The sequence below is a fragment of the Methylobacterium sp. PvP105 genome (assembly GCF_017876975.1).
Classification (GTDB): Bacteria; Pseudomonadota; Alphaproteobacteria; order Rhizobiales; family Beijerinckiaceae; genus Methylobacterium; species Methylobacterium radiotolerans.
Window position 1 is genome coordinate 1,965,125 of sequence record NZ_JAGIPA010000001.1, and the last position, 26,646, is coordinate 1,991,770.

Consider the following 26,646-nt stretch of genomic DNA (forward strand, 5'->3'; position numbering starts at 1 on the left):
TCCAGACCATGGTCCAGACGCCCCGTCCCCGTCGGACATTCCGACGGCCGAGCGTGATCCCGGGCTTCGGGATCAGCTTCGGCTACACGCTGACCTGCCTCGGCCTGATCGTCCTGCTGCCGCTGGCCGGGCTGGTGGTGAAGGCCTCGGGGCTCGGCCTGTCGGGCATCTGGGAGGTCGCCACCGATCCGCGGGTGGCCAGCGCCCTGCGGATCAGCTTCGGCGTCTCGGCCATCGCGGCGCTGGTCGCCTCGGCCTTCGGCTTCCTGGTGGCCTGGGTCCTGACCCGCTACCGCTTCCCGGGCCGCAAGCTGGTCGACGCCGCCGTCGACCTGCCCTTTGCCCTGCCCACCGCGGTCGCCGGCATCGCGCTCGCCTCGCTCTACGCGCCGGACGGGCTGCTCGGCGCGCCGCTGGCGCGCCTCGGCATCCAGGCGGCCTACACGCCGGTCGGCATCTTCATCGCCATGGTCTTCATCGGCCTGCCCTTCGCGGTGCGGACCGTGCAGCCGCTGATCGCCGAGATCGACAAGGAGATCGAGGAGGCCTCGGCCACCCTCGGCGCGACGCGCCTCGTCACCCTCACCCGGGTGGTGCTACCGCCGCTGATCCCGGCGGTGCTCACCGGCTTCGCGCTCGCCTTCGCCCGGGGCGTCGGCGAGTACGGCTCCATCATCTTCATCGCCGGCAACCTGCCCTACGTGTCGGAGATCGCGCCGCTGCTGATCGTCATCAAGCTCTCCGAGTTCGACTACGGCGGGGCGGCGGCCATCGCGACGATCATGCTCGGGATCTCGTTCCTGACGCTGCTCGCCATCAACCTCATCCAGGCCTGGTCACGGCGGCGGTTCGGCTATGTCTGAGATCTTCTCCCCCGCCTTCGTGCCGGCCGCCAAGCCGGCCCCGGTCGCCTCGGAGGGGGCCGGCGTCCGCGCGGTCCTGATCGGGATCGCCGTGGCGTTCCTGGCGCTGTTCCTGGTGCTGCCGCTGTTCGCGGTCTTCCTCCAGGCCTTCTCGAAGGGGATCGACGCCTTCCTGGACGCCTTCCGGGAGCCCGACGCCTGGAGCGCGATCCGCCTGACGCTGACCGTGGCGGCGATCGCGGTGCCGTTCAACGTCGTGTTCGGGCTGGCCGCCTCCTGGGCCATCGCCAAGTTCGAGTTTCCCGGCAAGTCGCTGCTGATCACCCTGATCGACCTGCCGTTCTCGGTCTCGCCGGTGGTCTCGGGGATGATCTACGTGCTGCTGTTCGGGTCCCAGGGCCTGTTCGGATCCTGGCTCATCGATCACGGCATCCAGATCCTGTTCGCCCTGCCGGGGATCGTGCTGGCGACGGTGTTCGTCACCTTCCCGTTCGTCGCCCGCGAGCTGATCCCGCTGATGCAGGAGCAGGGCACCGCCGAGGAGGAGGCGGCGCTGACGCTGGGCGCCTCGGGCCTGCACGCGTTCCGGACGGTGACGCTGCCCAATATCCGCTGGGGCCTGCTCTACAGCGTGCTCCTCTGCAATGCCCGGGCGATGGGCGAGTTCGGAGCGGTGTCGGTGGTGTCGGGCCACATCCGCGGCCTGACCAACACTATCCCACTCCACGTGGAGATCCTCTACAATGAGTACAACTTCGTCGCCGCATTCGCCGTCGCTTCGCTCCTCGCCGTCCTTGCCCTCATCACCCTCGTCCTCAAATCCGTCCTCGAGTGGCGCTTCGCAGGCGAGCTCGCGCACGGCCGGGCGCACTGATCGCCCCTCCACGGCGATCCGGGTCGAGGACGTCTCGAAGACGTTCGACACGGCGGCGGTGCTGCACGACCTGTCGCTGGACGTGCGGGCGGGCGAGCTGATCGGGCTGCTCGGCCCCTCGGGCTCGGGCAAGACGACGCTGCTGCGGATCATCGCCGGGCTCGACGCGCCGGACCGGGGCCGGATCCTGTTCGGGGACGACGACGCCACCGGCCTCGCCGTGCAGGAGCGGGCGGTGGGCTTCGTGTTCCAGCACTACGCCCTGTTCAAGCACATGAGCGTGGCCGACAACATCGCCTACGGGCTGAACGCGCGGCGCCGCGCCGACCGGCCGGCCAAGGCCGAGATCAAGCGCCGGGTCGGCGACCTGCTCGACCTGATCCGGCTCTCCGGCTTCGGCGACCGCTACCCGTCGCAGCTCTCCGGCGGCCAGCGCCAGCGCGTCGCGCTCGCCCGGGCCCTCGCGGTCGAGCCGCGGGTGCTGCTGCTGGACGAGCCGTTCGGGGCGCTCGACGCCCAGGTCCGCAAGGACCTGCGCCGCTGGCTGCGCGAGATCCACGACCGCACCGGCCAGACCACGATCTTCGTGACCCACGACCAGGACGAGGCGCTGGAGCTGTCGGACCGCGTGGCCGTGCTCGACCGCGGCCGCCTGGAGCAGGTCGGCACGCCCGACGAGGTGCAGGAGAACCCGGCCTCCGCCACCGTGATGAAGTTTCTCGGCGATTCCGTCGAGGTCGAGGCGATCGCCGAGGGCGGCCGGGTGCTGGTCCGGGGCCGGGAGACCCCGGTGGCGGCGCCCGCCAGCCTGTTCGGTCCGGTCAAGCTCTACGTCCGGCCCTGGCAGCTGCAGCTCGCCGAGCCCGAGGCCGCGCACCTGTCCGGCACGGTGCGCAGCTCGTACCGGACGCAGGGCCGCCAGCGGATCGAGGTGGCCGACCCCGAAGGTCGCGTCCTCGCCGTGGAGGATTTCGACGGCGTGCGCTACCCGGCCGGCCACCCGGTCGGCCTGCGGATCAACGGCGGGCACGTGTTCGGGTGAGGCTCGCCAGCGGCCGCGCGGCACCCTAGGCTCCCGACCATGACCGGACCGAGTCGCGAACCCGCCCCCGACGTCCTGGCCGCCATCGGCCAGACGCCGCTGATCCGCCTGCGCCGCGCCTCCGAGGAGACCGGCTGCACCATCTACGGCAAGGCGGAGTTCCTCAATCCCGGCCTGTCGGTGAAGGACCGCGCGGCGCTGTCCATCGTGCGGGACGCGGAGGCGCGGGGCCTGATCCGCCCGGGCGGCACGATCGTCGAGGGCACCGCCGGCAACACCGGCATCGGCCTCGCCCTGGTGGCCTCGGTGCGCGGCTACCGGACGCTGATCGTCATCCCGGTCACCCAGTCAGAGGAGAAGAAGCAGACCCTGCGGCTCGCGGGTGCCCGGCTGGTGGAGGTGCCGGCGGTGCCCTTCGCCAACCCGAACAACTACGTCCACGTGGCCCGGCGGCTCGCGGACAGACTCGCTGCCACCGAGCCGGCGGGCGCCTTCTTCGCCGACCAGTTCGACAACGTCGCCAACCGGCAGGCCCATGTCGACGGCACCGGCCCGGAGATCTGGGCGCAGACCGGCGGCCGTGTCGACGGCTTCGTCTGCGCGGCCGGGACCGGCGGCACGCTGGCCGGCACCGCCGAGGCCCTGCGCGCCCGCAACCCGCAGGTGCGGATCGCGCTGTCGGACCCCGAGGGCTCGGCCCTCTACGCCCACTACACGACCGGCACACTGAAGGCCGAGGGCTCCTCGATCACCGAAGGGATCGGGCAGGGGCGGATCACCCGCAACCTCGAGGGCTTCATCCCCGACCGCGCCTTCCGGATCCCGGACCGCGAGGCCCTCGACATCGTCTTCGAACTGATGCGGGAGGAGGGGCTGTCGCTGGGCGGCTCGTCGGGCATCAACGTCGCCGGGGCGATCCGGCTGGCCCGGGACCTCGGGCCCGGTCACACCATCGTGACGATCCTCTGCGACGGGGCGGCCCGCTACGCCTCGAAACTGTTCAACCCGGCCTTCCTCGCCGAGCGCGGCCTGCCGGTTCCGGGCTGGCTCGACGCGCCGCAGGAGGCCCTGCCCGACTGGCACGCTTGAGGCCCGAGCCTCATCCGGAATTTTCCTCACAAAAGCGTGGCTTGGCGTTGAACGGAACGGAATGTCGCAGCGTTTGAACGGTCACGCTCGCACCAGCGCGACCGTCCGGAGAACGCGACCGATGTCCCTCGTCACCATTCTGCTCATCATCCTGATCATCCTGGCCTTCGGCGGCGGCGGCTTCCTCGGCGGCGGCGCGTATCGCGGTCCCGGCTTCGGTCTGGGCGGCATCCTGCTGATCGTGCTGATCGTGCTCCTGGTCACCGGGCGGCTCTGAGCCGTAGCCCGTCGCCTGGGCGGAGGAACCGTCCGCCCAGGTCCCCGGACGGCCGCAGGTGCCGGCCGCCGGGCGTCAGGGGATCCGCCCGCGGCGCGCACCTAGCGGCAGGTGATCCCCACCACGGCGGGCGCGACCGCGCCGGGCCCGGCACCCGGCTGCGGCGGCGCCGGGGGAACGCCCTGGGCGGAGAGGAAGGCGTGGATCGCCCGCGCCGGCACGAGCGGCAGGCGCGCTGGCGGCACCACCCCGGCGACCCGGCGCGGCGCCGCGGGGTAGCGGGCGACGAGCCCGACGAGGGTCCCCGACCGTTCGAGCACAGGCGCGCCGCCGGAACCCGGCTGGAGCGCCGCGATCACGTCGCCGCCCCGCACCTCGCCGGGGGCGGCCTGGACCCCGTCGGGGCCCGGCGCCAGGGCGATCACGCTCTCCTCGGCACCGACGGGCTCGATCCGGATCGCGGCCCGGAGCGGGGCGGGGGTGCCGGGCACATCGAGGAGGGCGAGGCCGGCCGGATCGGTGGCGAGCACCCGCACCGGCGTCGCGCCGACGCGGGGCTGCGCGCAGCCCTCCAGCACGGCGGAGGCGGTCAGAACGCGTCCCGGCGCCACCGCGAGACCCGCGCCCGATGCCGGAGCGGAGGAGAGGCTCGCCGGCCTCAGGGGCGCGGCGGCCTGCGGCGGGGGGGCCGGGTTTGCGGCGGCGCGGGTCGCCGGCGCCGGGCCCGCGGAAAGCTGGGCGGCCGGCGCCGCGGCGGGGTCCGGAAACGGCACGAAGGCGTTCGCCACGGCGATGACGAGCCGGTCGACCTCCGGCGCGAGGGCGCGGTCGTAGCCGAGCAGGAAACCGCGCACGCCCTCGGGGCCGGACGCGTAGCGGATGTAGGACAAGCCCGGCCCGGTCTCGGCGGTGACCACCACGGTGTCCGGCCGCCGCAGCTTGTAGGTCACCTTGCGGCCGGGAAGCGGCGCGGTCGCCTTCTCGAACAGCGCGTCCAGGCTCTCGCTCCCCGGCGGGAAGGCGCGGGATTCGAGGGTCACGCGCCCGTCCTGGCTCTGCCAGCGGGTTCCGGAGGGCAGGGCGGTCCGCCGCCCCAGGAGGCGCTCGGGCACCCCCATCACGGTGCCGGTCCCGGGATCGACCGCAACGCGGAAACGCGCCGCGTTCCGCGCCGCCGCGCCGGCGGCCAGCAGCGCCGCCCGGCCGCGCGAATCGAGGGGGTCGGCCCCGCCGGTCCGGGCCGCGTAGGCGTTGAGCGCCTCGAAGGTCCGACGTCCGAAGGCCCCCGACACCACGGCGTTGAAATCGCCGGTCCAGACCAGGGCGTCCTGGACGGCCTTGCGGTCGGCCTCCGGGAGGGCCTCGAAGCCCGCCCTCATCGCCTCGAAGGCGGGATCGGCCAGCGCTCCGGGCGCCGGCGCGGGTCTCGGCGCGACCCGCGCGGGGGCCGGCCGGTCCTGGCCGGCGACCGGCCCGGTCCCGAGGGCGATCAGGATCGCGAGGGCCGTCGCGCGCCGGGCGCGGCTGCGCTGGGCGTCCGGGATCCGACACCGCGACGCGTCACCCGAATCCATTCCCGCCCTCCGACCCTCGACGTCCCGATCCTGGCAGAGGCCGCGGCGACAGGCCAGGTCAATCCGGTCCCGGCGACCGTGCGTCCGGAACCGCGATGCGCTACAGGGCGGATACCCGGCCCTGGGCGGCGGCCGGATCCCGGATCGCTCGTCCGGCTACGCGATGCCGCCACGGTTCGACGCGGAGCCCGGCATGAGCGACACGAACAACACCTTCAAGAAGGCGCCCAAGCGCAAGGCCGCCAAGGGCAAGAGCATCAGCGTGTCGCCGGAGATGCGGCAGGCCTACGCCGACCTGATCCAGGAGCGCGCGGAGAAGCAGGAGGCCTACGGCCGCCACCTGCCGCAGGACGAGACGCGGCGGCGCTGACGCGAGGATCGGGGTCGCGCCGGCAGCGCGAGGCCCCGACCGGACCGTCCGCTCAGCGCTTGCGCACGAATTCGGTGCGCAGCACCAAACCCTTGATGGTGTCGTGGCGGCAGTCGATCTCCTCCGGATCGTCCGTGAGCCGGATCGACCGGATGACCGTGCCCTGCTTCAGGGTCTGGTTGGCACCCTTGACCTTGAGGTCCTTGATCAGCGTGACCGAATCGCCGTCGGCCAGGACGTTGCCGGCCGCGTCGCGGACGGCCCTCGTCTCGGGGGGCGTGGCGGCAGACCCGGGCGGGAGCCACTCGCCCGTCGCCTCGTCGTAGACGTAAGCCTCGTCGTCGCCGGTCAAATCCGTGCCCCCTGTTCGGATCGGGGCCGGGTCCTGTCAGGATCGCGTGGGCCCGTCATCCGCGCGTCCCGGCACACCGAACCGGTCAGCGAGTCGGCGCAGGACGCCGCGAGCTTAGCCGATCGGACCGGCCCCGCGCGAGCGCGGCGGGGCCGGTCCGATCGAGCGCCCTACCGCTTCAGCGGACCGGCCTCGATCACGTCCTCGACCGTGCGCAGGCCGGCGCGCGGTGAGTTGACGAGGCAGGCCATGTTGCCCGGCGGGTGCTGGTTCTTCCACATCTTGGTGTGGGCCTGGGGGATCTTGTCCCAGGGGAAGACCTCGCTCATGCACGGGTCGATCCGCTGGTCGAGCACGAACTGGTTCGCCGCCGAGGCCTGCTTGAGGTGGGCGAAGTGCGAGCCCTGGATGCGCTTCTGCCGCATCCAGACGTAGCGGGCGTCGAAGGTGATGTTGAAGCCGGTCGTACCGGCGCAGAACACCACCATGCCGCCGCGCTTCACCACCAGCGCCGAGACCGGGAAGGTCGCCTCGCCGGGATGCTCGAACACGATGTCGACGTCCTGCTTGCCGGTGATGTCCCAGATCGCCTTGCCGAACTTCCGCGCCTCCTTGGTCCAGGCGTGGAACTCGGGGCTGTTGACCTTCGGGAGCTGGCCCCAGCAGTCGAAGTCCTTGCGGTTGATGACGCCCTTGGCGCCGAGGCTCATCACGTAGTCGCGCTTCGACTCGTCCGAGATCACCGCGATGGCGTTGGCGCCCGAGGCCGCGCAGAGCTGCACGCCGAACACGCCGAGACCGCCCGAGGCGCCCCAGATCAGCACGTTCTGGCCCGGCTTCACCGTGTGCGGGGCGTGGCCGAACAGCATGCGGTAGGCGGTGGCGAGCGTCAGCGTGTAGCAGGCAGCCTCCTCCCAGGTGAGGTGCTTGGGCCGCGTCATGAGCTGACGCGACTGCACCCGGCAAAACTGCGCGAAGGAGCCGTCGCCGGTCTCGTAGCCCCAGATGCGCTGCGAGGGCGACAGCATCGGGTCGCCGCCGTTGCACTCCTCGTCGTCGCCGTCGTCCCGGTTACAGTGGACGATGACCTCGTCGCCGACCTTCCAGCGCTTCACCTTGGAGCCGACCTTCCAGACGATGCCGGAGGCGTCGGAGCCCGCGATGTGGTACTCGCCCTTGTGGACGTCGAAGGGCGAGATCGGCTCGCCGAGGCCGGCCCAGACGCCGTTGTAGTTGACGCCCGCCGCCATGACGTAGACCAGCACCTCGTCGTCGCCGATCTCCCAGACCGGCAGCACCTCGAGCTGGTGGGACTGCTCCGGGGGGCCGTGCCGCTCGCGCCGGATCGCCCAGGCATACATCTTGGCCGGCACATGACCCAGCGGCGGGATTTCACCCATCTCGTAGAGGTCCTTGACCTCCCCGCCCGTCGGACTGATCGCAGCGCTCGCCGCCATCTCGCTCTCCTCTCGTCCCGCGTGTTGCTCACGGCCGCGGTTCTCCATCGCGCTATAACGGCGATGCCGGAGGCGTCCAAGTGGGCCGAAAGTCGAAAGCCGACGGTTTCCGACATGAAAAAAGCGCGAGCACAGGGCGCGCAGCCACGTATTCAAAATCGGCTTTCCGGCAGATCAAGTATTATTCGGCGCTGGCCTTGACCGCCCCGGTGCCGAGACCTTCCCCGACCCCGCCGCGAGCCTGAGCTGCTCCCGGACGCCCGGCGAGCACATGCAGCTCTAAGTCCTTGGTAAGACGTGCTCTCTCGCGCCTGAACAGCGGCAGGTCCCGCGAAGAACACCTCAGGTGGACTTTATACCAGCACTGACAAAGCCGTCCGCGACCGTCGCCGGGGTCCGTCCGGGCGGCGGTCGCGGACGGCGCGCGGGCGGCCGCGCGCCGCGGCGCCTTCAAATCCCGCTGTTCCGGCGGGCAAGTTTTTTCATGAGCCGGGAAAGCCCGGTCGGGCGTCTTGCACTTCCGTCCCGGATGACGCGTGCCCAACCCTTCGCTACGGTGACCGCAAGGCCGCGCCCCGCGCGGATACAAAGATCACACGGAGGCGAGGAATGGGCGCGAGCGTCGCCGAGACCAGGAGCGACAAGTCGAGCCGCGACAAGCCCTGGATCATCCGCACCTACGCGGGGCACTCGACCGCGGCGGAGTCCAACAAGCTCTATCGGGGCAACCTCGCCAAGGGCCAGACCGGCCTGTCGGTCGCCTTCGACCTGCCGACCCAGACCGGCTACGACCCCGACCACGAGCTGTCCCGCGGCGAGGTCGGCAAGGTCGGCGTCTCGATCGCGCATCTCGGCGACATGCGGACCCTGTTCCAGGACATCCCGCTCGCCCAGATGAACACCTCGATGACGATCAACGCCACGGCCCCGTGGCTGCTGGCGCTCTACCTCGCGGTGGCCGAGGAGCAGGGCGCGCCGATCGCCGCGCTCCAGGGCACGACCCAGAACGACATCATCAAGGAGTACCTGTCGCGCGGCACCTACGTGTTCCCGCCCGCGCCGTCCCTCCGGCTCACCAAGGACGTGATCCTGTTCACGACGCGGAACGTGCCGAAGTGGAACCCGATGAACGTCTGCTCCTACCACCTTCAGGAGGCGGGGGCGACGCCGGTCCAGGAGCTCTCCTACGCGCTCGCCATCGCCATCGCGGTGCTCGACACCGTGCGCGAGGACCCCGAATTCGACGCCGCGAGCTTCCCGGAGGTGTTCGGCCGGATCTCGTTCTTCGTGAACGCGGGCCTGCGGTTCGTCACCGAGATCTGCAAGATGCGGGCGTTCTCGGAGCTCTGGGACGAGATCGCCCGGGAGCGCTACGGCATCGACGACCCGAAGAAGCGCATCTTCCGCTACGGCGTGCAGGTGAACTCTCTGGGCCTCACCGAGCAGCAGCCGGAGAACAACGTCCACCGCATCCTGATCGAGATGCTGGCGGTGACGCTGTCCAAGCGCGCCCGCGCCCGCGCGGTGCAGCTCCCGGCCTGGAACGAGGCGCTCGGCCTGCCGCGGCCCTGGGACCAGCAATGGTCCATGCGCATGCAGCAGATCCTGGCCTTCGAGACCGACCTGCTGGAATACGACGACATCTTCGACGGCAGCCACGTGATCGAGGCCAAGGTCGAGGAGCTGAAGGCGCAGACCCGCGCCGAGCTGGAGCGGATCGGCGGCATCGGCGGCGCGGTCGCGGCGGTGGAGACCGGCGCGCTCAAGCGCGCGCTGGTGGAGTCGAACGCTCGCCGGATCTCGGCCATCGAGGCCGGCGAGCAGATCGTCGTCGGCGTCAACAAATGGCAGCAGGGCGAGCCGTCGCCGCTTACGGCCGGGGAGGGGGCGATCTTCTCCGTCTCCGAGACCGTCGAGATGGAGGCGCAGAGCCGGATCCGCGAGTGGCGCGGCCGCCGCGACGAGAACGCCGTCGGCCAAGCCCTCGACGCCCTGGAGCAGGCGGCGCGCTCCGGCACCAACATCATGCCGCCCTCGATCGAGGCCGCCAAGGCCGGCGTCACGACGGGCGAGTGGGGCGCGCGCCTGCGCGCGGTGTTCGGCGAGTACCGGGCCCCCACCGGCGTGACCGTCGAGACGGTCTCCAGCGGCGCGGCCGAGGAGGCCAAGCTCCTGATCGCCGATCTCGGCGAGCGGCTCGGCGAGACGCCGAAGCTCGTGGTCGGCAAGCCCGGCCTCGACGGCCATTCCAACGGCGCCGAGCAGATCGCGCTCCGCGCTCGGGACGTCGGCTTCGACGTCACCTACGACGGCATCCGCCAGACGCCGGCCGAGATCGTCGCGAAGGCCAAGGAGACCGGCGCCCACGTGGTCGGCCTGTCGATCCTGTCCGGATCCCACGTGCCGCTGGTGCGGGAGGTCCGCGCCAAGATGCGGGAGGCGGGGCTCGACCACATCCCGGTGGTGGTCGGCGGCATCATCTCGCCGGAGGACGAGCTGGTCCTCAAGAACATGGGCGTGCGCGCCGTCTACACGCCGAAGGACTACGCCATCGACCAGATCATGGTCGGGCTCGCCAAGGTGGTGGAGAAGGGCCTGGAGCGCCGGGACGGCCCGTCGAACCAGCCGCGCGCGGAGGCTCAGGTCTACTAGCGGACCGAGCCTGCCCGGACCGCGCGCGGTCCGGGCAGGACCAAACAACCTTAATATTTCTCAGACAAGCATAGGCCCCGGTCCCACCTGCGGGACCGGGGACGAATCCTATGCGCGCCGGTATCTCCATCGCGGCCAAGCTCGGCCTGTGCCTCGCAGCCCTGGTGCTGCTGATCGCCGCGACGAGCGGCCTCTCGCTGGCCGAGCTCGGCCGCATCGAATCCGCCGCCGCGCAGCTGCGCGACACCCGCATCCCGGCCACCGATGCCCTCGGCCGGATCGGGATCAACTTCATGCGGCAGCGGGTCAACGCCGTCCGCCTGATCACCGCCGACACGCCCGAGCTGCGGGCCGAGGTCGCCGACCAGATCGCCAAGCGCGACGCGCTGCTCGCCGCCCAGTACGCCCGATACGAGGCCCTGCCGCTGACCCAGCCCGAGCGCGAGGCCTACGCGGCCTTCCGCCAGCACGTGGCCACCTACGCCGAGCAGCAGCGGGAGGCGGTGGCCAAGGCCGAGGCGGGCGACGTCGCCGGCGGTCAGCGGATCTACAACACCACGATGTCGGACAGCATCCGCGCCATCATGGCCGACTGGGAGAAGCTCGTCGCCCTGAACGGCGACGGGTCGCAGGCGAGCGGCACGCTGATCGCGCAGACCTACGACGCCGCCAAGCGGAACGTGCTGGCGCTCGCCGGCCTCGCCCTGGCGGTGGCGCTCGGGGCCTTCGTGCTGGTGACCCGCGGCGTCAGCCGGCCGCTCCGGACCATCAGCGCGGTGACGCAGCGCCTCGCGGCGGGCGACGCCGAGGTGGCCATCCCCGGGCAGGAGCGCCGCGACGAGATCGGGGCTCTGGCGGGCTCCGTGGTGGTGTTCCGCGACAACCTCGTCCGCGCGCGCGCCCTGGAAGCCGAGACGGCGCTGGCCCGCGCGGACGCCGAGACGCAGCGCCGCGCCGCGACCCGGGCCATGGCCGACGCCTTCGAGCAGGCGGTGGGCGGCATCGTCGGCGGCGTGTCGGCGGCGGCGACCGAGCTGGAGGCGACCGCGCGGTCCCTCACCGGCAGCGCGGCGGACGCGGCCGGGCAGTCCGGCACCGTCGCGAGCGCGGCGAGCGACGCCGCCGCCAACGTCAACACCGTCGCGGCCGCCGCCGAGGAGCTGGGCTCCTCCGTGCAGGAGATCGGCCGGCAGGTCAGCGGCTCGGCGGAGCTCGCGCGGGTCGCCGTCGCGGAGGCGACCAACACGGTGGCGCTGGTCCAGGACCTGAGCAGCGCGGCCGCGAAGGTCGGCGACGTGGTGGCGCTGATCTCCGGGATCGCCGCCCAGACCAACCTGCTGGCGCTCAACGCCACGATCGAGGCGGCGCGCGCCGGCGCCGCGGGCCGCGGCTTCGCGGTCGTCGCCTCGGAGGTCAAGGCGCTCGCCGAGCAGACCGCCCGGGCCACCGAGGAGATCACCGGCCAGATCGGCCGGATCCAGTCCTCCACCGGGCAGGCCGCGTCGGCGATCGACGGAATCGGCCGGCGCATCCGCGAGATCGACGGCGTGGCCGCCAGCATCGCGGCCGCCGTGGAGCAGCAGGGCGCGGCCACCCAGGAGATCGTCCGCAACGTCGCCGAGGCGGCCGCCGGCACCGGCGCGGTGACCGGCACCATCGCGAGCCTCGCCCAGTCCGCCGAGGAGACCGGCACCGCCGCCGCCCAGGTGCTCGGCGCCGCGACCGAGATGTCGCGCCAGTCCGAGCATCTCGGGGCCGAGGTCGCCCGCTTCCTCGCCACGGTGCGGGCCGCGTAGGGAGCCCCTCACGGTCGGGCGGCGGATCGCGTAGGACGGCGCCATGCCGCCCGCCCTGCCGCCCGCCCTGCCGCCTGACATGCCGCCCAACTTGCCGCCCGCACTGACCACGATCCTGCTCCTGGCGGTGCCCCTCGCCGCCGCCCTCTCGGCGGGCCTGATCCTGCGCCTGCGCCCGCTGCTGCAGCGCTACGCCCTGGCCCGGCCGAACGCCCGCTCCAGCCACACCGTGCCGACCCCGCAGGGGGGCGGGATCGCCGTGGTGACGGCCCTGGTCACGATCTCGGGCCTGCTGATCGCGGCGCCGGAGATCGGCGGCCGGCCGGACTGGATCTGGCTCGCGGGCGGCGCCCTGGCCCTGGCGCTCCTCGGCGCCGTGGACGACGTCCGGCCGCTGCCGGCCGCCCTGCGGCTCGCCGTGCAGGCCGTCGTGGTCGGCCTGCTGGTCTGGCACCTCGACGGGCGGCTGCTCCCCGCCCTGCCGCTCTGGCTGGAGCGCGGCCTCGCGCTGCTGGCCGGCCTGTGGTTCGTCAACCTGACGAACTTCATGGACGGGCTCGACTGGATGACGGTCGCGGAGATCGTCCCGGTGGCGGGCGCGCTCCTGCTCATCGGCCTCGTCGGGCACCTGCCGCCGCTGCCGACCCTGGTGGCGGCGAGCCTGCTGGGCGCGGTGCTGGGCTTCGCGCCGTTCAACCGGCCGGTCGCGCGGCTCTTCCTCGGGGATGTCGGCTCGCTGCCGGTCGGGCTCGTCACCGCGTGGCTGCTGTGCCAGCTCGCCCTGGCGGGCGGCTTCGCCGCCGCCCTGCTGCTGCCGCTCGTGTACCTCGCCGATGCCAGCCTGACCCTCGCCGCCCGGGCGGCGCGGGGCGAGCGGGTCTGGGAGGCCCATCGCGGGCACTACTACCAGCGGGCCACCGTCAACGGGCTCGGCGTGCCCGGCGTGGTCGGGCGGGTGTTCGCGGTCAATCTCGCCCTGGCGGCGCTCGCCGCCGCGACCTTGTTTTGGCCGTCCTGGACGGTCACGCTCGCCGCATCGGCCGCCGGGCTCGCCCTGGTCGCCGCCCTGCTCCGCCGCTTCGCCCGCGCCCCGGCACCGGGCCCAGCCGAAGGTGCCGCCCAGCCGTGAAAGGTGCCGCCCAGCCGTGACCGGACTCATCGCGCTCACCGGGGCGACCGGCTTCATCGGCCGCCACCTGCTCGCCGACCTCACCGCGCGGGGCTACCGGGTCCGCGTGCTGCTGCGCCGGCCCACGACAGTGCCGGAGGGCGCGGCGAGCGCGGTCGTGGGCGACCTGACCCGCCCGATCAACATGGCGGCGGCCCTCAGCGGCGTCGACGCGGTGGTGCATTCGGCCGGCCTCGCCCACGCCAATCTGGGTCCGACGGCGTCGGGGACACCGGAGGACGACTATCGCACGCTCAACACCGAGGCGACGCGCAGGCTCGCGGAGGCCGCGGCGCGCGCGAAGGTGCGCCGCTTCGTGTTCCTGTCGTCGATCCGCGCGCAGGTGGGGGCGAGCGCGCCGGAGGTGGTCGGGGAGGGCGATCCGCCCCGGCCGACCGACGCCTACGGCCGCTCCAAGCTGGAGGCCGAGGCGGCGCTCGCCGAGATCGGCCTGGACTGGGTCGCGCTGCGCCCCGTCCTCGTCTACGGGGCCGGCGTGAAGGGCAACATGGCCGCGCTCCTGCGGCTGGCGCGCAGCCCCTACCCGCTGCCGCTGGGCGGCCTCGCGGCGCGGCGCTCGCTGATCTCGCTGGAGAGCCTGTCGGGCGCCGTGGACGCGGTGCTGGCGGCGCCCGCCCCCCTGAACCGGGCCCTCGTCGCGGCCGACCCGGACCCGCTCAGCCTGCCCGAGATGATCGCGTCCCTGCGCCAGGGCCTCGGGCGCGGCCCGGGCCTCGTCCCGGTGCCGGCCGGGCTCCTCCGGCTGGCCTGCCGGCTGACCGGCCGGGACGCGCAGTTCGCCCGCGTCGCCGAGGGGCTCGTCGCCCGCGCCGACGGGCTCGCGTCCCTCGGCTGGCGGCCGGCCGGGTCGACCCGCGACGGACTCGCCCGGCTGGCCCGCGACGGCGGCTGAGGCGCGGCCCGCCTCAGCGGCCCGCGTAGATGTCGGTGATCTTGCCGAGCAGCGACAGGGCGTCCGCCTTCGAGCGCTGGAAGGCGTTGCGGCCGACGATCGAGCCGAACCCGCCACCCGCCTGGATGGCGCGGATCTCGTCGAGGAAAGTCGCCTCCTCGGCATGGGCCCCGCCGGAGAAGATCACGATCCGCCGCCCGTTGAAGGCGCATTGCACCACGTGGCGGACGCGCTCGGCCGCCGTGCCGATCGGGATGCCGGTCGACTCGTAGACCTTCCTGGCCGCCGGCTGCTCGATATGGGCCGAGGGCAGCTTGACCTTGATGATGTGGGCGCCGAGTTGCGCGGCGATCTGGGCCGCGTAGCCGATCACGTCGATGGCGGTCTCGCCCTCCTTCGAGAGGGCCGAGCCGCGGGCGTAGGACCAGATCACCACGGCGAGGCCGACGCTCTTGGCCTCCTCGGCGATCTCGCGGATCTGCCCGTACATGGCGTTGCGGTGGGCCGAGCCCGGGTAGATCGTGAAGCCGATCGCGCAGGCGCCGAGTCGCAGTGCGTCCGCCACCGAGCCGGTGATCGCCTGCTCGGGATCCTCCTCGTCGGCCAGGAGGTCGTGGTCGTTGAGCTTCAGGATGAGCGGGATGCGCCCGGCATAGTCGCGCGCGCCCGCTTCCAGGAAGCCGAGCGGCGCCGCGTAGGCGTTGCAGCCGGCCGCCAGGGCCAGCTCGAAATGGTAGTGCGGGTCGTAGGCCGGCGGGTTCGGGCCGAAGCTGCGCGCGGGCCCGTGCTCGAAGCCCTGGTCGACGGGCAGGATCAGCATCTTGCCGGTGCCGCCGAGCTTCCCGTGCTCCAGCATCCGGGCGAGGTTGGTGAGGGTCCCGGGGCTGTCGGCCCCGTACCACGACAGGATCTCGGTGACGCGGGCGGATCGGTCCATCGGGCAGCCTCCTGGCCAGAGACCGTCGCGCCGCGGATCGGGCCGCGGGTCGTGCGCGGACGGCTCGCGGTCGGAACGGTGAGGGCAAAGCCGAGGTTCCCGCACGGGGCGCTTTCGGCTAACCGGAGGTGAGCGGGCGCCGCCCGGTCTGGGCGCGCGCGCCGGAACCGGGAGCCCCGAGGCCGACCCACGATTCGCGTCAGAGGTTCGCTCATGCGCAGGCTGATCCTGCTGCGGCACGCCAAGTCCGACCGTCCGCCGGGCGTGGCCGACCACGAGCGCCCGCTCAACGAGCGCGGGCGACGCGCCGCCCCGGCGGTGGGCGCCCACCTCGCGCGGGAGGGTCTGTGCCCGGATCTCGCCCTGGTCTCCACCGCCGCGCGGACCCGCGAGACCTGGGCCGCGATGGAAGCCGCCCTCGGCAGCCCCGAGACGCGCTGGCACTCCGAGATCTACGAGGCGCCGGCGGATCGGATCCTCGGTGTGATCCGGCAGGCGCCCGACGCGGCCGCCACGCTGATCGTGGTCGGCCACAACCCGGGCCTCGGCGACCTCGCGGCGGCGCTCGCCGGGTCGGGACCGCGGGCGGCCCGGGACCGGCTGGCCCTGGAATTCCCGACGGCGGCCTGCGCGGTGATCGACTTCGACGGCGACCACTGGGCGGAGATCGCGCCGGGCCGCGGGCGCCTCGACCGGTTCGTGCGCCCCCGGGACATCGACCCGGATCTCGGCGGCTGACGCCTCAGGCGACCGGCACCGCGACGGCGTGCGCCTCGACCTCCGCGTGGGTCGGCAGGGGCGAGCCCGGCACGAAGGCTTCGAAGGCCGCCCAGAAATCCTGCCGGATCGCGTCGCGCTCGGTCAGGATCTCGTGCCGGGAATCCGGCAGGACCAGGATATGGCCGGCCTTCAGCCGGGCAGCGAAGCGCTCGGTGTCCGCCGTGCCGCAGACCGGGTCGGCGCCCGCCGCGACGATCAGGGTCGGCAGCCCGATCCGCGGCGCCGCCCGCGGGTCGCGCAGCCGCGCCATCGCGCGGAACGCCTCAGCGAGCCACGCGATCGTCGGATCGCCGACCGCGCCGGCGCCGACCTGCCGGGCCGCCGCGGCGTTGCGGGCGTAGCGGACGGGATCGCGCGACAGGCGGTTGCGGGCGTACGGGTTGGTGGCGATCGAGACCGGCTTGCCGAACGGGATGTAGCGGCTCCCGAGGCCGAGCCGCTGCAGCCCCCGCGACAGGATCGCGGCGCCGGCCGGCCAGCGGATCATCCGGATCGACAGCATCGGCGCCAGGGTCACCAGCCGCCGGAACGGCAGCGCGCCGTCGAGGGCCGCGAGGAGGGCGACGCATCCGCCCATGGAATGGGCGAGGCCGACATGGGGCTCGGGCATCAGCGGCACCAGGATCGTCTCGGCCACGGCCCGCAGGTCGAGGCGGTAATCGTCGAATCGGGCGACGTGGCCCTTGTGTGGATCGTCCACCCGCCGGTCCGATTCGCCCTGGCCGCGCCAGTCGAAGGCGACGACCGCGAAGCCCCGGGCGCGCAGCTCGTGGATCGTCTCGTAGTACTTCTCGATGAACTCGGCCCGGCCCTGGAGCAGGCAGACGGTGCCTCGGCAGGTGCGCGCCGTCGTCTGCCAGTAGGCCGCCCGCAGGGTGCAGTCGTCGCGCGTGCCGACGGCGATCAGCGTGCCGCCCGGCGGGACCGGGTTGTCGGGCGTGCTGCGCAGGGTCAGGAGCGGCGGCTCGCGCCCGGTATCACCGTCGAAGCGTCTCACTGGCCTCACCTCAGCGCCTCCGCGCACCGGTCGCTGCACGGCCCGATGCACCCTCCGATGCACTGTGCGACCGTAGCGAAAAAATCTCGTTTCCCGCCATCGCCGGGGGTCTTGAAGCGCGATTTTCCCCCTCCGATATCTCGTCTGTGCCGGCCGTCAGGCGGCACGAGAGACGGGTCCGGCCCATCGGGCGGACCGGAATTGCATGTTGCTCAGACGAGGATATGTCATGCGTCAGTTCGATCTCGCTCCCCTGTACCGCTCCACCGTCGGCTTCGATCGCCTGTTCTCCGCCCTCGACCAGTTCGCGAGCGCCGAGGCGGCCCCGACCTACCCGCCCTACAACATCGAGCGGACCGGCGAGAACGCCTACCGCATCACCGTCGCGGTCGCCGGCTTCACCGAGTCTGACCTGTCGATCGAGGTGCGGGAGAACGCGCTCACGCTGAAGGGCGAGCGCAAGGCCGAGGGCAAGGCGGAGTTCCTGCACCAGGGCATCGCGGCCCGCGCCTTCGAGCGCCGGTTCCAGCTCGCCGACCACGTCCAGGTGACGGGCGCGGCGCTGGAGAACGGCCTCCTCCACATCGACCTCGTCCGCGAGGTCCCGGAGGCGAAGAAGCCCCGTCGCATCGAGATCGCCTCGGCGGCGCGCCCGAGCGCCCCGGTGATCGAGGGCGACGTCCGCAAGGACGCGGTCCAGCAGGCCGCCTGATCCCGCCCTCGGGCGGAACCGTCCGGTCCCGATCAGGTCCCTGGAGTGCCCCGGCCCCGGCCGGGGCGCTTTCTCGCGTCGGCTGTCATAATGGCGTGTGGCCGTCGTGCTCTCTGTCGGATTCGACGGTGCACGGACGCGCACCCGGAGTGAACCCGACCATGGTCGCCAATCTCGCCCGCGGAGCCTACAGCGCGCTCGGAGCCGGCTGGCACAAAGGCGTGCAATGGGGCGTCGGCGCGCCGATCGCCAAGCTGCGCCGCCGGGCGGTCCCGCTGCCTGGCGTCGCGGGCGCGGGCGGAATCGACGACGTGCTCTCGGCCGAGCGGGCGATCCGCCTGCCCGAGCCGTTCGAGGGCCGCAGCCTCGGCCGCATCGGCAGCCTCGAGGTCCGGCTGGCGACGCGGAAATCCGAGATTCGGCGGGCCCAGCGGCTGCGCTACAAAGTCTTCTACGAGGAGATGTCGGCGGTGCCCTCCGGGCTCGCCGCGCTGTCCCGCCGCGACGTCGACGGCTACGACGCGGTCTGCGACCACCTGCTCGTTCTCGACCACGCGGTGCCGAGGCGGAAGAAGCCGTTCGTCGAGCCGCGCCCGAAGGTCGTCGGCACCTACCGGCTGCTGCGCGGCGAGGTGGCCGAGCGGCACACCGGCTTCTATTCCGAGAGCGAGTACGACCTCGCGCCGCTGCTCGCCGCGCAGGGGCACCGGCGGCTCCTGGAACTCGGCCGCTCCTGCGTGCTCAAGCCCTACCGGAGCAAGCGGACCGTCGAGCTGCTGTGGCAGGGGATCTACGCCTACGTTCTGCACCACCGGATCGACGCGCTGATCGGCTGCGCGAGCCTGGAGGGTACCGATCCGGACCGGCTGGCCCTGCCGCTCGCCTTCCTGCACCACCATGCCCGCGCGCCGGAGGGCTGGCGGGCCCGGGCGCTGCCGGAGCGGGCGGTGGCGATGGACCGGATGCCGCGCGAGGCGGTGGATGCCAAGGCCGCCCTGCAGGCCCTGCCGCCGCTGATCAAGGGCTACCTGCGCCTCGGCGCGACCTTCGGCGACGGCGCGGTGATCGACCGCCAGTTCGGCACGACGGACGTGTTCGTCACGCTGCCGGTCGAGGTGATCGGCGCGCGCTACCGGGGCCATTTCGCGCCGGCGGGGTGAGCGGCCGCTCCGGGAACCCGGAGGGTTCGTAGCTCAGCGTCCTCGCGCGCGGAGCGAGGCAACCCGGGAGCGCCGCGCTTCGCGGGATCTCGCTGCCCTCACTCGCTTCGCTCCGCTCGCCAGGACGAGGGTGCTGCAGGCCCTTAAAGATCCCCCAATGCCAGCTGACCCTGGTTGCGCGCCTTCGGCGGCGCGGCCTTGCGCTCCTTGGCCCGCCCGGAGGCGGGGCGGGCGGCGGCCGGCCTCTTGGGCTTCGGGTCGCCGCGCATCCGGGCCACCGCCTTGTCGCGGGCCACGGCCTCCGGGGCGCTCGGGTCGTCGGTCAGCCACTTGCCGCGCTTGATCACCTCGTTCACGCGGCCCTGGTTGACCCCGACCTTGAAGGCGATCTCCTGCTGGGTCATGCCGGTCGTGGCGTGCAGGTCCAGGATCGCCCGGGCGAGTTCCGGGGTCATCTTCTGTCCGGTCAGCCGCCGGGCGGGCTTCACCGTCCGGGTCGCGCGGTCGCGCTCGCGCAGGCGCTCCAGCAGCGCCAGCGCCATGTTCATGCCGTGCTCGCGCAGGGCTTCCTCGAATTCCTTCAACGTCGCCATCGGCGCCATCCTCCGCCGGGCTCTCGGGCCGGGTGCTAGCCGAGGAACGTGCCGGGAACGAAGCGGTTGCGCAAGCCGATCGGGCGGGCGCCCTCCGCCGGGCCGGTGGATGACACCCGTCGTCCACCGGAAATGCGCGGCGCTGGCCTCCCCCCGGCGGCTCCGCTACAGGGGGCCGCACCGTGACGGCAGCCAGCGCGCAGACGATGATCAGCCCGATCCGCAGAATTGCCCCCGGCGAGACGCCCGGCTCCCTGGCGCGGGAGCTGGAGGCCGGGGCGGTGCTGCTGTTCCCGGACCTGCCGTTTCCGTTCAGCGACTTCGAGCGCCGGTTCACCGAGCGGCCCTTCGCGGACGGCAAGGCCAAGAACGTCAACATCCGCGGCGAGGCCGCCGAGCTGCGCGGGGCGGCCGGCACGCCGGAGGAGCAGGAAGCCCTGCGCCAGCTGCTGATCCGCTACCGCGCCTTCGCCCGCGAGCTGATCGGCACCTATCTGCCCGAGTACCGCGACCGGGTGAGCCTCGCCGGCACCTCCTACCGGCCCTTCGACGTCGACCGGCGCAAGCTGAGCTGGCGGCGCGACGACACGCGCCTGCACGTCGACGCGTTCCCGTCGAACCCGATCGGCGAGAAGCGGATCCTGCGGGTGTTCCGCAACGTCAACCCGGCGGGCGAGCCGCGCCGCTGGCGGGTCGGCGAGGATTTCGGGTCGATGGCGCAGAAGTTCCTGCCGCGGCTGCCGGGCTACTCGCCGCTCTCGGCGCGCCTGCTCGCGGCTCTGCGCATCACCAAGGCGAAGCGCTCGGAATACGACCACCTGATGCTGCACCTGCACGACGCCCTCAAGCAGGACGAGACCTATCAGGCCGAGGCTCCCCAGGCCGACGTGGAATTCCGCCCGGGCGAGACCTGGGTGACCTTCTCCGACCTCGTGATGCACGGGGCCATGGGCGGCCGCTACATGCTGGAGCAGACCGCCTACCTGCCGGTCGCCGCCCAGGCCGACCCGGCCCTGAGCCCGCAGCGCATCCTCGCGGCCAAGCTCGGCCGCGCCCTTCGCACCTGAGACAGGGACGTCACCGATGATCCTCGAAATCGCGCAGATCGAGATCAAGCCCGGCATGGAGGCCGAGTTCGAGAAGGGCATCACCGAGGCCTCGGCGATCTTCAAGCAGGCCAAGGGCTGCCGGCACTTCGAGGTCCGGCGCTCCATAGAGCATCCGCAGCGCTACCGGCTGCTGATCCACTGGGACACGCTGGAGGCCCACACGAAGGACTTCACCGGCTCGCAGCCCTGGCAGGATTACCGCGCGCTGGTCTCCCACTGCTTCGCCGGCCCGGTGGCCGTCGAGCATGCCGAGCAGGTGCTGAAGGCGTTCTGAGCCCCGGCGCGGGTCCGGGTAGAGCCTCCGGCGGCCCGAAGCGTTGCGACACCGACCACCGGTGCTAGGCTCCCGCGCGACCGGACCCGAGGCGAATCATCGGGGTCGCGGCGGGTGGGGAACAGGCTGATGGCGCGGCTCGGACGGCTCGCGGGTGCCCTGGCGCTCCTCGGAGGAATCGCGGGCGTTCCGGCTCTCGCCCAGTCCCCGCTCGCGCAATCCCCGCCTGCGGCCCGCACCGCGCCCCGGCCGGCCACCGCCATCGCCGCGCCGTTCGCCAGGACCTTCGTCCGGCCCGACCTCGCCAGCGCGGCGGTCCGCCTGGAGACCGCGCTCAAGGCGGAGGCCGGAGGCCCGCTGCGGCCGGCCGGCCAGTCCCGCGCCGCCGGGCTGGCCCTGCTCGCCGCCGACAAGCCGGACGAGGCGCTGGCGCCGCTCACCGCCGCGGTGGCGGCCGACCCGACCGACGGGCGCAACTGGCAGGCCTACGCCCGCGGGGCCGCCGCGGCCCTGGGCGCGCTGGAGGACAACGACTACCAGGGGCGGTCGCGGCTGCGCGGGCGGGTGACGGCCGCCGCCTACCGCGCCTACGAGCGCGCCGGGACGGCCGCCGACGCCGCGGCGGCGCTGGCCGCGCTCGGCGCCGCGGAGGCCGAGCAGGAATCCTGGCGCCCGGCGCTCGACGCCTACGCGGCGAGCCTCGCCCTGGCCGAGACCGGCCCGGTCCGGGAAACCTACGAGACCCTGCGGACCGAGCACGGATTCCGCATCCTCGACTACAAGGTCGATTCCGACGCCGCCGCCCCGCGGGCCTGCTTCACCTTCTCGGAGGCGATCAGGCCCAAGACCGACTACGCGCCCTTCGTCGCCGTGTCGGGCAGCAGCGCGGCCGCCGTGACCGGGGAGGGCTCCCAGGTCTGCGTCGACGGGCTCAAGCACGGCGGGCGCTACGCCATCGTGGTCCGCCAGGGCCTGCCCTCCGCGGTCGGCGAGAGCCTGCTCAAGGCCGCCGATTACGAGATCTACGTCCGCGACCGCGCCCCGCAGGTACGCTTCACCGGGCGCAACTACGTCCTGCCCCGGACCGGACAGGCCGGCGTGCCCCTGGTCTCGGTGAACGCGCCCAAGCTCGACGTCGAGGTGCTGCGCATCGGCGACCGCGGCCTGCTGCCGACCCTGCGCTCCGAGGATTTCCTGGGCCAGCTCAGCGGGTCCACCGCCCGGACGATCGCGTCCGAGAAGGGCCAGCGCGTCTGGAAGGGCACCCTCGACACCGCCAAGGCGGAGGTGAACCAGGAGGCCGTCACCGCCTTCCCGGTCCTCCAGGCGGTGGGCAAGCTGGAGCCGGGCCTCTACGTGATGCTGGCTCGCCCGTCGGGCGTGGCCGCCTCCGACGAGGAGTACGACACCCAGGCGACCCAGTGGTTCGTGGTCTCCGACCTGGGACTCACCGCCACCAAGGGGCGGGACGGGGTCCACGTGGTCCTGCGCTCGCTCGCCTCCGCGCAGGTGATGCCGGGCGCCGAGATCCGGCTGATCGCCCGCAACAACGAGGTGCTGGGCACGCGGACCACGGACGCGCAGGGGCACGTCGCCTTCGATCCGGGGCTCGCCCGCGGGGAGGGCGGCCTCGCGCCGAGCCTCGTAGTCGCCCAGGCGGGCGGCGATTACGGCTTCCTCGACCTCAACCTCGGCGCCTTCGACCTCACCGACCGCGGCGTGAAGGGCCGCCCCGAGACCGGCGGCCTCGACGCCTACCTCTTCCCGGAGCGGGGGGTCTACCGCACGGGCGAGACCGTCCAGCTCACCGCCCTGCTGCGCGACCCCCGCGGCGCCGCCGTGCCGGACCTGCCGCTGACCCTGGTGGTCAAGCGGCCGGACGGCGTCGAGTACCGGCGCGTCTCGGTGCCCGACCAGGGGCTCGGCGGCCGGGCCCTGCCGCTGCCGCTCCTGTCGGGGGCGATGCACGGCACGTGGCGGGTCTCCGCCTACACGGACCCGAAGGCGCCCGCGATCGGCGAGACCAGCTTCCTCGTGGAGGATTACGTCCCCGAGCGGCTGGAGGTGACCCTCAAGGCCCGGCAGGCGGCCCTGAACCGGGGTGAGGCCGCGCAGGTCGACGTCGCCGCCCGCTACCTCTACGGCGCCCCGGGCGCCGATCTCGACGTGTCGGGCAGCGTGACCGTGCAGGCGGCGGCCACCAGCGGCATCAAGGGGCTGGAGAATTATTCCATCGGTCTCGACGACGAGGCCGTGGAGCCGACGACCCAGGAACTGCAGGACCACGCCACCACGAACGCGCAGGGCGATGCCACCGTCACGGTGCCGGTGCCGCAGGTCGCGGCCCCGCGGGCGCTGGAGGCGAAGATCACGCTGGCGGTCGGCGAGCCCGGCGGCCGGGCGCTGTCGCGCAGCCTGACCCTGCCGATCCTCCCGGCCAGCCCGGTCATCGCCCTGCGCAAGGGCTTCACCGACCTGAAGGAGGGCGGGATCGCGGGCTTCGACGCGGTGTTCGCGAGTCCCGACGGGGCGCTCCTCGCCCGGCCGGGCGTGAGCTGGACCCTGTCGCGGATCGACTCCTCCTACCAGTGGTACCGGGCGGACGGGCGCTGGTCGTTCGAGGCGGTGAAGTCCGCCCGGCGCGTCGCCAGCGGCACCGTCGACCTCACGGCCGCCGGTCCGAGCCGGATCGAGGCGCCGGTCGGCCTCGGCCGCTACCGGCTCGAGGTCTCGGCCGCGGGCGCCCCGGAGGCGACCGCGAGCCTCGGCTTCGAGGTCGGCTGGGGCGGCTCGGAGACCGCGGAGGCGCCCGACCTCCTCGACCTGACCCTCGACAAGGCCGCCTACGCGGCCGGCGACACCCTGCGGGCCAAGCTCAGCCCGAAGTTCAGGGGTCAGGCCAGCCTGATGGTCGTCAGCGACCGCGTGCACCAGGCCCTGGAGGTCAGCGTGCCCGAGGGCGGCACCACGGTCAGCCTCCCGGTGAAGGCCGAGTGGGGCGCCGGCGCCTACCTGGTGGCCACCGCCTACCGGCCCCTCGACCAGGCGGCCAAGCGCCTGCCGGGCCGGGCGCTCGGCTTGGCGTGGTTCTCGGTGGACCGGGAGCGGCGCAGCCTCGGCGTCGCCCTGAAGGCGCCGGAGCGGGCGCGCCCGCGCCAGGACCTGACCGTGCCGGTCCAGCTCACCGGGCTCAAGGCCGGCGAGCCGGCTCGGATCACCGTGGCGCTGGTCGATGTCGGCATCCTCAACCTGACCCGCTACGCGGCGCCGGACCCGACCCAGTATTTCCTCGGCCAGCGGTCGCTCGGGCCGGAGGTCCGCGACCTCTACGGCTACCTGATCGACGGCATGCAGGGCTCGGCCGGGGCGATCCGCTCGGGCGGCGACGCGGGCGGCGGCGAGCTCGCCGATTCCCCGCCGACCCAGGCACCGCTCGCCCTCTATTCGGGCGTCGTCACCGTGGGGCCGGACGGCGCGGCCAGCGTCACCTTCCCGGTCCCGGCCTTCAACGGCACCGGCCGCGTCATGGTCACCGCCTGGAGCGGCGACCGGATCGGGCAGGCGCAGGCCGACGTGATCATCCGCGACCCGGTCGTGCTCAGCGCCACGCTACCGCGCTTCCTCGACACCGGCGACCGCTCGCGCCTGTTCGTGGCCCTCGACAACGTCGAGGGGCGGGCGGGCGAGTACACGGTCGACCTGAACCCGACCGGCCCGGTCGTGGTCGGGGCCAGCGCGCTGCGCCAGACGCTGCGGCTGGAGGCCGGCGCCAAGGGCCAGTTCGCGATCCCGCTCACCGCCGCCGGACCCGGCACGGCCCGGCTCGACCTCGCTCTGACGGGGCCCGGCCTCCCGGCCGCCCTGAACCAGAGCTTCGCCCTGGGAATCTCGCCGGGGACCGGCGCCCTGCTGCGCCGCTCGGTGCGCAGCCTCGCCCCCGGGGCGAACCTGACGCTGACCTCGGACCTCCTCGCCGACCTGCAGCCCGGGACCGGCAGCGTCTCGCTCTCGGCCACGGCCCTGCCGGGGGTCGACGTGGCGGCCCTGCTCCGGGCGCTCGACCGCTACCCCTACGGCTGCTCCGAGCAGGTGGTGAGCCGGGCGATGCCGCTGCTCTACGTCAACAAGCTCGCGGCCCTGGAGAAGCTCGCCCTCGACGCGGGCGCGGACGAGCGGGTGCGCGAATCGATCGAGCGCCTGCTCGCCCGCCAGGATTCGAGCGGCGATTTCGGCCTGTGGTCGGCGCAGGGGTCGAGCGACCTCTGGCTCGACGCCTACGTGACCGACTTCCTGACCCGCGCCCGGGAGCGCGGCTTCGCGGTGCCGCAGAAGGCCTTCGCCCAGGCCCTCGACTACCTGCGCAACGCCGTGGCCAACGCCACGGAGGTGCGCAACGGCGGCGCCGACCTCGCCTACGCGGCCTACGTGCTCGCCCGGAACGGTCGGCCGGTGATGGGCGACCTGCGCTACCTCGCCGACACCAAGATCGGCGATTTCTCCTCTGCCCTCGGTCGGGCGCAACTCGCCGCCGCCCTGGCGCTGCTGGGCGACCGCGGCCGGGCCGCCAAGGCGATGGACTCGGCGCTGACCGTGCTGCGGACTGACCGCGACAAGGGCCAGTACCGCGCCGATTACGGCTCCCGCCTGCGCGACGGGGCCGGGCTGATCACCCTGGCCGCCGAGAGCGGGCTGGCGCAGGGGGCGCTGGGCCCCGCGGCGGCCGCGCTCGGCGAGGAGCAGCAGGCCGACCGGGCGACGAGCACGCAGGAGAATGCCTGGATGGTGCTCGCCGCCGAGAGCCTCTCGAACGAGGCGGGCGGCCTGTCGTTCACCCTGGACGGCGCGCCGCAGACCGGGACGCTCGCCCGGGTCTACCGGGAGGCAGCCCTCGGCGAGCGGGGCGTTCAGCTCACCAATACCGGCCGCAACCCCGTGCAGGTGGCCGTGACCGTCAACGGCAGCCCCCTGGTGCCGGAGCCGGCGGCGCAGCAGGGCTACACGATCGAGCGCAGCTTCCGCCGCCTCGACGGCAGCACCGTCGACCCGGCGAGCGGCCTGCGCCAGAACGACCGGCTGGTGGTGGTGCTCAAGGTCACGGAGGCCAAGGCGGAGGCGGCGCGGCTCCTGCTGGTCGATCCGCTGCCGGCGGGTCTAGAGATCGACAATCCGAAGCTCCTCGACGCCGACGCGCTCCAGGGGCTCGCCTTCGCCAAGTCCGACGTGCAGCCGGTCCACACCGAGTTCCGCGACGACCGGTTCGTGGCGGCCTACGACCGTGACCCGAGCCAGTCGGCGTTCTTCACGGTGGCCTACACGGTGCGGGCGGTCTCGCCCGGGACCTACGTCCATCCCGGCGCCACCGTGGAGGACATGTACCGGCCGGCGCGGTTCGGCCGGACTGCCTCGGGCAGCGTGACGGTCGGGGCGGCGAAGTAGGGCGGCCGGCGTTCGAGCGCTGCGCTCGACGTCGACCTCGCGTCATCGCGAGCGCAGCGAAGCGACCCAGGGCAGCGTGCCATCGGTGAGCTTGCCGCTTCCCTGGATTGCTTCGCTGCGCTCGCAGAGACGCGGTGCTGAGGCCATCGTCCGGCCCCCGCCTCGGACGCGAAGGCGCAACCCGCTACGCCGGGCCGCTGCGTTGCGGCGAGCACATGGTG

The 26,646-nt window shown here is 73.2% G+C and carries 22 protein-coding genes; 16 read left to right on the forward strand and 6 right to left on the reverse strand.

The genetic code is table 11. The annotated features are described in order from the left end of the window. The first annotated feature begins 8 nt into the window (after positions 1-8). From cysT to J3A75_RS09445, 5 genes are all read left to right on the forward strand, one after another. Entirely contained in the window at positions 9-863 is an 855-nt protein-coding gene (gene cysT / locus J3A75_RS09425) for a sulfate ABC transporter permease subunit CysT (protein ID WP_012318099.1), read from the forward strand. Next, the gene (cysW, locus tag J3A75_RS09430) at positions 856-1,737 is read left to right on the forward strand and encodes a sulfate ABC transporter permease subunit CysW (RefSeq protein WP_012318100.1); all 882 of its coding nucleotides are present in this window, start codon (positions 856-858) and stop codon (positions 1,735-1,737) included. The genes cysT and cysW overlap by 8 nt, the downstream gene beginning before the upstream one ends. A gap of 58 nt (positions 1,738-1,795) precedes the next feature. Further along, positions 1,796-2,779, forward strand: a complete 984-nt coding sequence (locus tag J3A75_RS09435) for a sulfate/molybdate ABC transporter ATP-binding protein (protein WP_012318101.1) — start codon at positions 1,796-1,798, stop codon at positions 2,777-2,779. 39 nt (positions 2,780-2,818) lie between these two features. Then, entirely contained in the window at positions 2,819-3,868 is a 1,050-nt protein-coding gene (locus tag J3A75_RS09440) for a cysteine synthase A (protein ID WP_209650063.1), read from the forward strand. A 121-nt stretch (positions 3,869-3,989) separates the two neighbouring features. Continuing rightward, entirely contained in the window at positions 3,990-4,145 is a 156-nt protein-coding gene (locus J3A75_RS09445) for a hypothetical protein (protein WP_007563230.1), read from the forward strand. Between the two features lie 101 nt (positions 4,146-4,246). Here J3A75_RS09445 and J3A75_RS09450 read toward each other — a convergent pair whose 3' ends face one another. Then, entirely contained in the window at positions 4,247-5,719 is a 1,473-nt protein-coding gene (locus tag J3A75_RS09450; RefSeq protein ID WP_053620878.1) for a trypsin-like peptidase domain-containing protein, read from the reverse strand. 193 nt (positions 5,720-5,912) lie between these two features. Here J3A75_RS09450 and J3A75_RS09455 point away from each other — a divergent pair, with 193 nt between their 5' ends. Continuing rightward, entirely contained in the window at positions 5,913-6,089 is a 177-nt protein-coding gene (locus tag J3A75_RS09455; RefSeq protein ID WP_012318104.1) for a hypothetical protein, read from the forward strand. A gap of 52 nt (positions 6,090-6,141) precedes the next feature. On the opposite strand, the gene J3A75_RS09460 is transcribed toward J3A75_RS09455, so the two are convergent. Both J3A75_RS09460 and ccrA read right to left on the reverse strand, forming a co-directional pair. After that, positions 6,142-6,441 (reverse strand): alkylphosphonate utilization protein, encoded by a 300-nt coding sequence (locus J3A75_RS09460; protein ID WP_012318105.1) that lies wholly within the window; start codon positions 6,439-6,441, stop codon positions 6,142-6,144. A gap of 170 nt (positions 6,442-6,611) precedes the next feature. Beyond that, the gene (gene ccrA / locus J3A75_RS09465) at positions 6,612-7,898 is read right to left on the reverse strand and encodes a crotonyl-CoA carboxylase/reductase (RefSeq protein WP_012318106.1); all 1,287 of its coding nucleotides are present in this window, start codon (positions 7,896-7,898) and stop codon (positions 6,612-6,614) included. Between the two features lie 609 nt (positions 7,899-8,507). Here ccrA and J3A75_RS09470 point away from each other — a divergent pair. From J3A75_RS09470 to J3A75_RS09485, 4 genes are all read left to right on the forward strand, one after another. Then, entirely contained in the window at positions 8,508-10,550 is a 2,043-nt protein-coding gene (locus J3A75_RS09470; protein WP_053620877.1) for a protein meaA, read from the forward strand. Positions 10,551-10,660: 110 nt separating this feature from the next. Then, entirely contained in the window at positions 10,661-12,346 is a 1,686-nt protein-coding gene (locus J3A75_RS09475; protein WP_053620876.1) for a methyl-accepting chemotaxis protein, read from the forward strand. 43 nt (positions 12,347-12,389) lie between these two features. Next, on the forward strand, positions 12,390-13,475 hold the full coding sequence (locus J3A75_RS09480) for an MraY family glycosyltransferase (protein ID WP_206614545.1): 1,086 nt from the start codon (positions 12,390-12,392) through the stop codon (positions 13,473-13,475). 16 nt (positions 13,476-13,491) lie between these two features. Then, positions 13,492-14,427, forward strand: coding sequence for an NAD-dependent epimerase/dehydratase family protein (locus tag J3A75_RS09485; RefSeq protein WP_053620875.1), 936 nt, complete (start codon positions 13,492-13,494; stop codon positions 14,425-14,427). 13 nt (positions 14,428-14,440) lie between these two features. On the opposite strand, the gene J3A75_RS09490 is transcribed toward J3A75_RS09485, so the two are convergent. Further along, a complete protein-coding gene (locus tag J3A75_RS09490; RefSeq protein ID WP_024830779.1) occupies positions 14,441-15,364 on the reverse strand; it encodes a class I fructose-bisphosphate aldolase in 924 nt (307 codons plus the stop codon). 213 nt (positions 15,365-15,577) lie between these two features. Between J3A75_RS09490 and J3A75_RS09495 the strand changes: the two genes are divergently transcribed. Next, entirely contained in the window at positions 15,578-16,102 is a 525-nt protein-coding gene (locus J3A75_RS09495) for a SixA phosphatase family protein (RefSeq protein ID WP_012318114.1), read from the forward strand. A gap of 4 nt (positions 16,103-16,106) precedes the next feature. Here the strand turns inward: J3A75_RS09495 and J3A75_RS09500 are convergent, their stop codons facing one another. Beyond that, positions 16,107-17,141, reverse strand: a complete 1,035-nt coding sequence (locus J3A75_RS09500; RefSeq protein WP_209650065.1) for an alpha/beta fold hydrolase — start codon at positions 17,139-17,141, stop codon at positions 16,107-16,109. 229 nt (positions 17,142-17,370) lie between these two features. On the opposite strand from J3A75_RS09500, the gene J3A75_RS09505 reads away from it, so the two are divergent. Next, positions 17,371-17,853, forward strand: coding sequence for an Hsp20 family protein (locus tag J3A75_RS09505; RefSeq protein WP_012318116.1), 483 nt, complete (start codon positions 17,371-17,373; stop codon positions 17,851-17,853). A gap of 161 nt (positions 17,854-18,014) precedes the next feature. Continuing rightward, positions 18,015-19,013 (forward strand): GNAT family N-acetyltransferase, encoded by a 999-nt coding sequence (locus J3A75_RS09510; protein WP_043073317.1) that lies wholly within the window; start codon positions 18,015-18,017, stop codon positions 19,011-19,013. Between the two features lie 143 nt (positions 19,014-19,156). Here J3A75_RS09510 and J3A75_RS09515 read toward each other — a convergent pair whose 3' ends face one another. After that, positions 19,157-19,606: a DNA-directed RNA polymerase sigma-70 factor gene (locus J3A75_RS09515; protein WP_012318118.1), complete on the reverse strand. Its 450-nt coding sequence runs from the start codon at positions 19,604-19,606 to the stop codon at positions 19,157-19,159. A gap of 206 nt (positions 19,607-19,812) precedes the next feature. Between J3A75_RS09515 and J3A75_RS09520 the strand changes: the two genes are divergently transcribed. The 3 genes from J3A75_RS09520 (at position 19,813) to J3A75_RS09530 (ending at position 26,425) form a co-directional block, all read left to right on the forward strand. Then, positions 19,813-20,673: a Kdo hydroxylase family protein gene (locus J3A75_RS09520; protein WP_024830777.1), complete on the forward strand. Its 861-nt coding sequence runs from the start codon at positions 19,813-19,815 to the stop codon at positions 20,671-20,673. Positions 20,674-20,689: 16 nt separating this feature from the next. Further along, entirely contained in the window at positions 20,690-20,989 is a 300-nt protein-coding gene (locus J3A75_RS09525; protein ID WP_053620874.1) for an antibiotic biosynthesis monooxygenase family protein, read from the forward strand. A 129-nt stretch (positions 20,990-21,118) separates the two neighbouring features. Then, positions 21,119-26,425 (forward strand): alpha-2-macroglobulin, encoded by a 5,307-nt coding sequence (locus J3A75_RS09530; RefSeq protein WP_209650067.1) that lies wholly within the window; start codon positions 21,119-21,121, stop codon positions 26,423-26,425. Positions 26,426-26,646: the final 221 nt, after the last annotated feature.

What these genes read in the sequence shown, in the direction of transcription:
- cysT (WP_012318099.1), top strand. Translation starts at nt 9, where the DNA reads ATGGTCCAGACGCCCCGTCCCCGTCGGACATTCCGACGGCCGAGCGTG.
- cysW (WP_012318100.1), top strand. Translation starts at nt 856, where the DNA reads ATGTCTGAGATCTTCTCCCCCGCCTTCGTGCCGGCCGCCAAGCCGGCC.
- J3A75_RS09440 (WP_209650063.1), top strand. Translation starts at nt 2,819, where the DNA reads ATGACCGGACCGAGTCGCGAACCCGCCCCCGACGTCCTGGCCGCCATC.
- J3A75_RS09445 (WP_007563230.1), top strand. Translation starts at nt 3,990, where the DNA reads ATGTCCCTCGTCACCATTCTGCTCATCATCCTGATCATCCTGGCCTTC.
- J3A75_RS09450 (WP_053620878.1), bottom strand. Translation starts at nt 5,719, where the DNA reads ATGGATTCGGGTGACGCGTCGCGGTGTCGGATCCCGGACGCCCAGCGC.
- J3A75_RS09455 (WP_012318104.1), top strand. Translation starts at nt 5,913, where the DNA reads ATGAGCGACACGAACAACACCTTCAAGAAGGCGCCCAAGCGCAAGGCC.
- ccrA (WP_012318106.1), bottom strand. Translation starts at nt 7,898, where the DNA reads ATGGCGGCGAGCGCTGCGATCAGTCCGACGGGCGGGGAGGTCAAGGAC.
- J3A75_RS09470 (WP_053620877.1), top strand. Translation starts at nt 8,508, where the DNA reads ATGGGCGCGAGCGTCGCCGAGACCAGGAGCGACAAGTCGAGCCGCGAC.
- J3A75_RS09475 (WP_053620876.1), top strand. Translation starts at nt 10,661, where the DNA reads ATGCGCGCCGGTATCTCCATCGCGGCCAAGCTCGGCCTGTGCCTCGCA.
- J3A75_RS09480 (WP_206614545.1), top strand. Translation starts at nt 12,390, where the DNA reads ATGCCGCCCGCCCTGCCGCCCGCCCTGCCGCCTGACATGCCGCCCAAC.
- J3A75_RS09490 (WP_024830779.1), bottom strand. Translation starts at nt 15,364, where the DNA reads ATGGACCGATCCGCCCGCGTCACCGAGATCCTGTCGTGGTACGGGGCC.
- J3A75_RS09495 (WP_012318114.1), top strand. Translation starts at nt 15,578, where the DNA reads ATGCGCAGGCTGATCCTGCTGCGGCACGCCAAGTCCGACCGTCCGCCG.
- J3A75_RS09505 (WP_012318116.1), top strand. Translation starts at nt 17,371, where the DNA reads ATGCGTCAGTTCGATCTCGCTCCCCTGTACCGCTCCACCGTCGGCTTC.
- J3A75_RS09510 (WP_043073317.1), top strand. Translation starts at nt 18,015, where the DNA reads ATGGTCGCCAATCTCGCCCGCGGAGCCTACAGCGCGCTCGGAGCCGGC.
- J3A75_RS09515 (WP_012318118.1), bottom strand. Translation starts at nt 19,606, where the DNA reads ATGGCGACGTTGAAGGAATTCGAGGAAGCCCTGCGCGAGCACGGCATG.
- J3A75_RS09520 (WP_024830777.1), top strand. Translation starts at nt 19,813, where the DNA reads ATGATCAGCCCGATCCGCAGAATTGCCCCCGGCGAGACGCCCGGCTCC.
- J3A75_RS09525 (WP_053620874.1), top strand. Translation starts at nt 20,690, where the DNA reads ATGATCCTCGAAATCGCGCAGATCGAGATCAAGCCCGGCATGGAGGCC.
- J3A75_RS09530 (WP_209650067.1), top strand. Translation starts at nt 21,119, where the DNA reads ATGGCGCGGCTCGGACGGCTCGCGGGTGCCCTGGCGCTCCTCGGAGGA.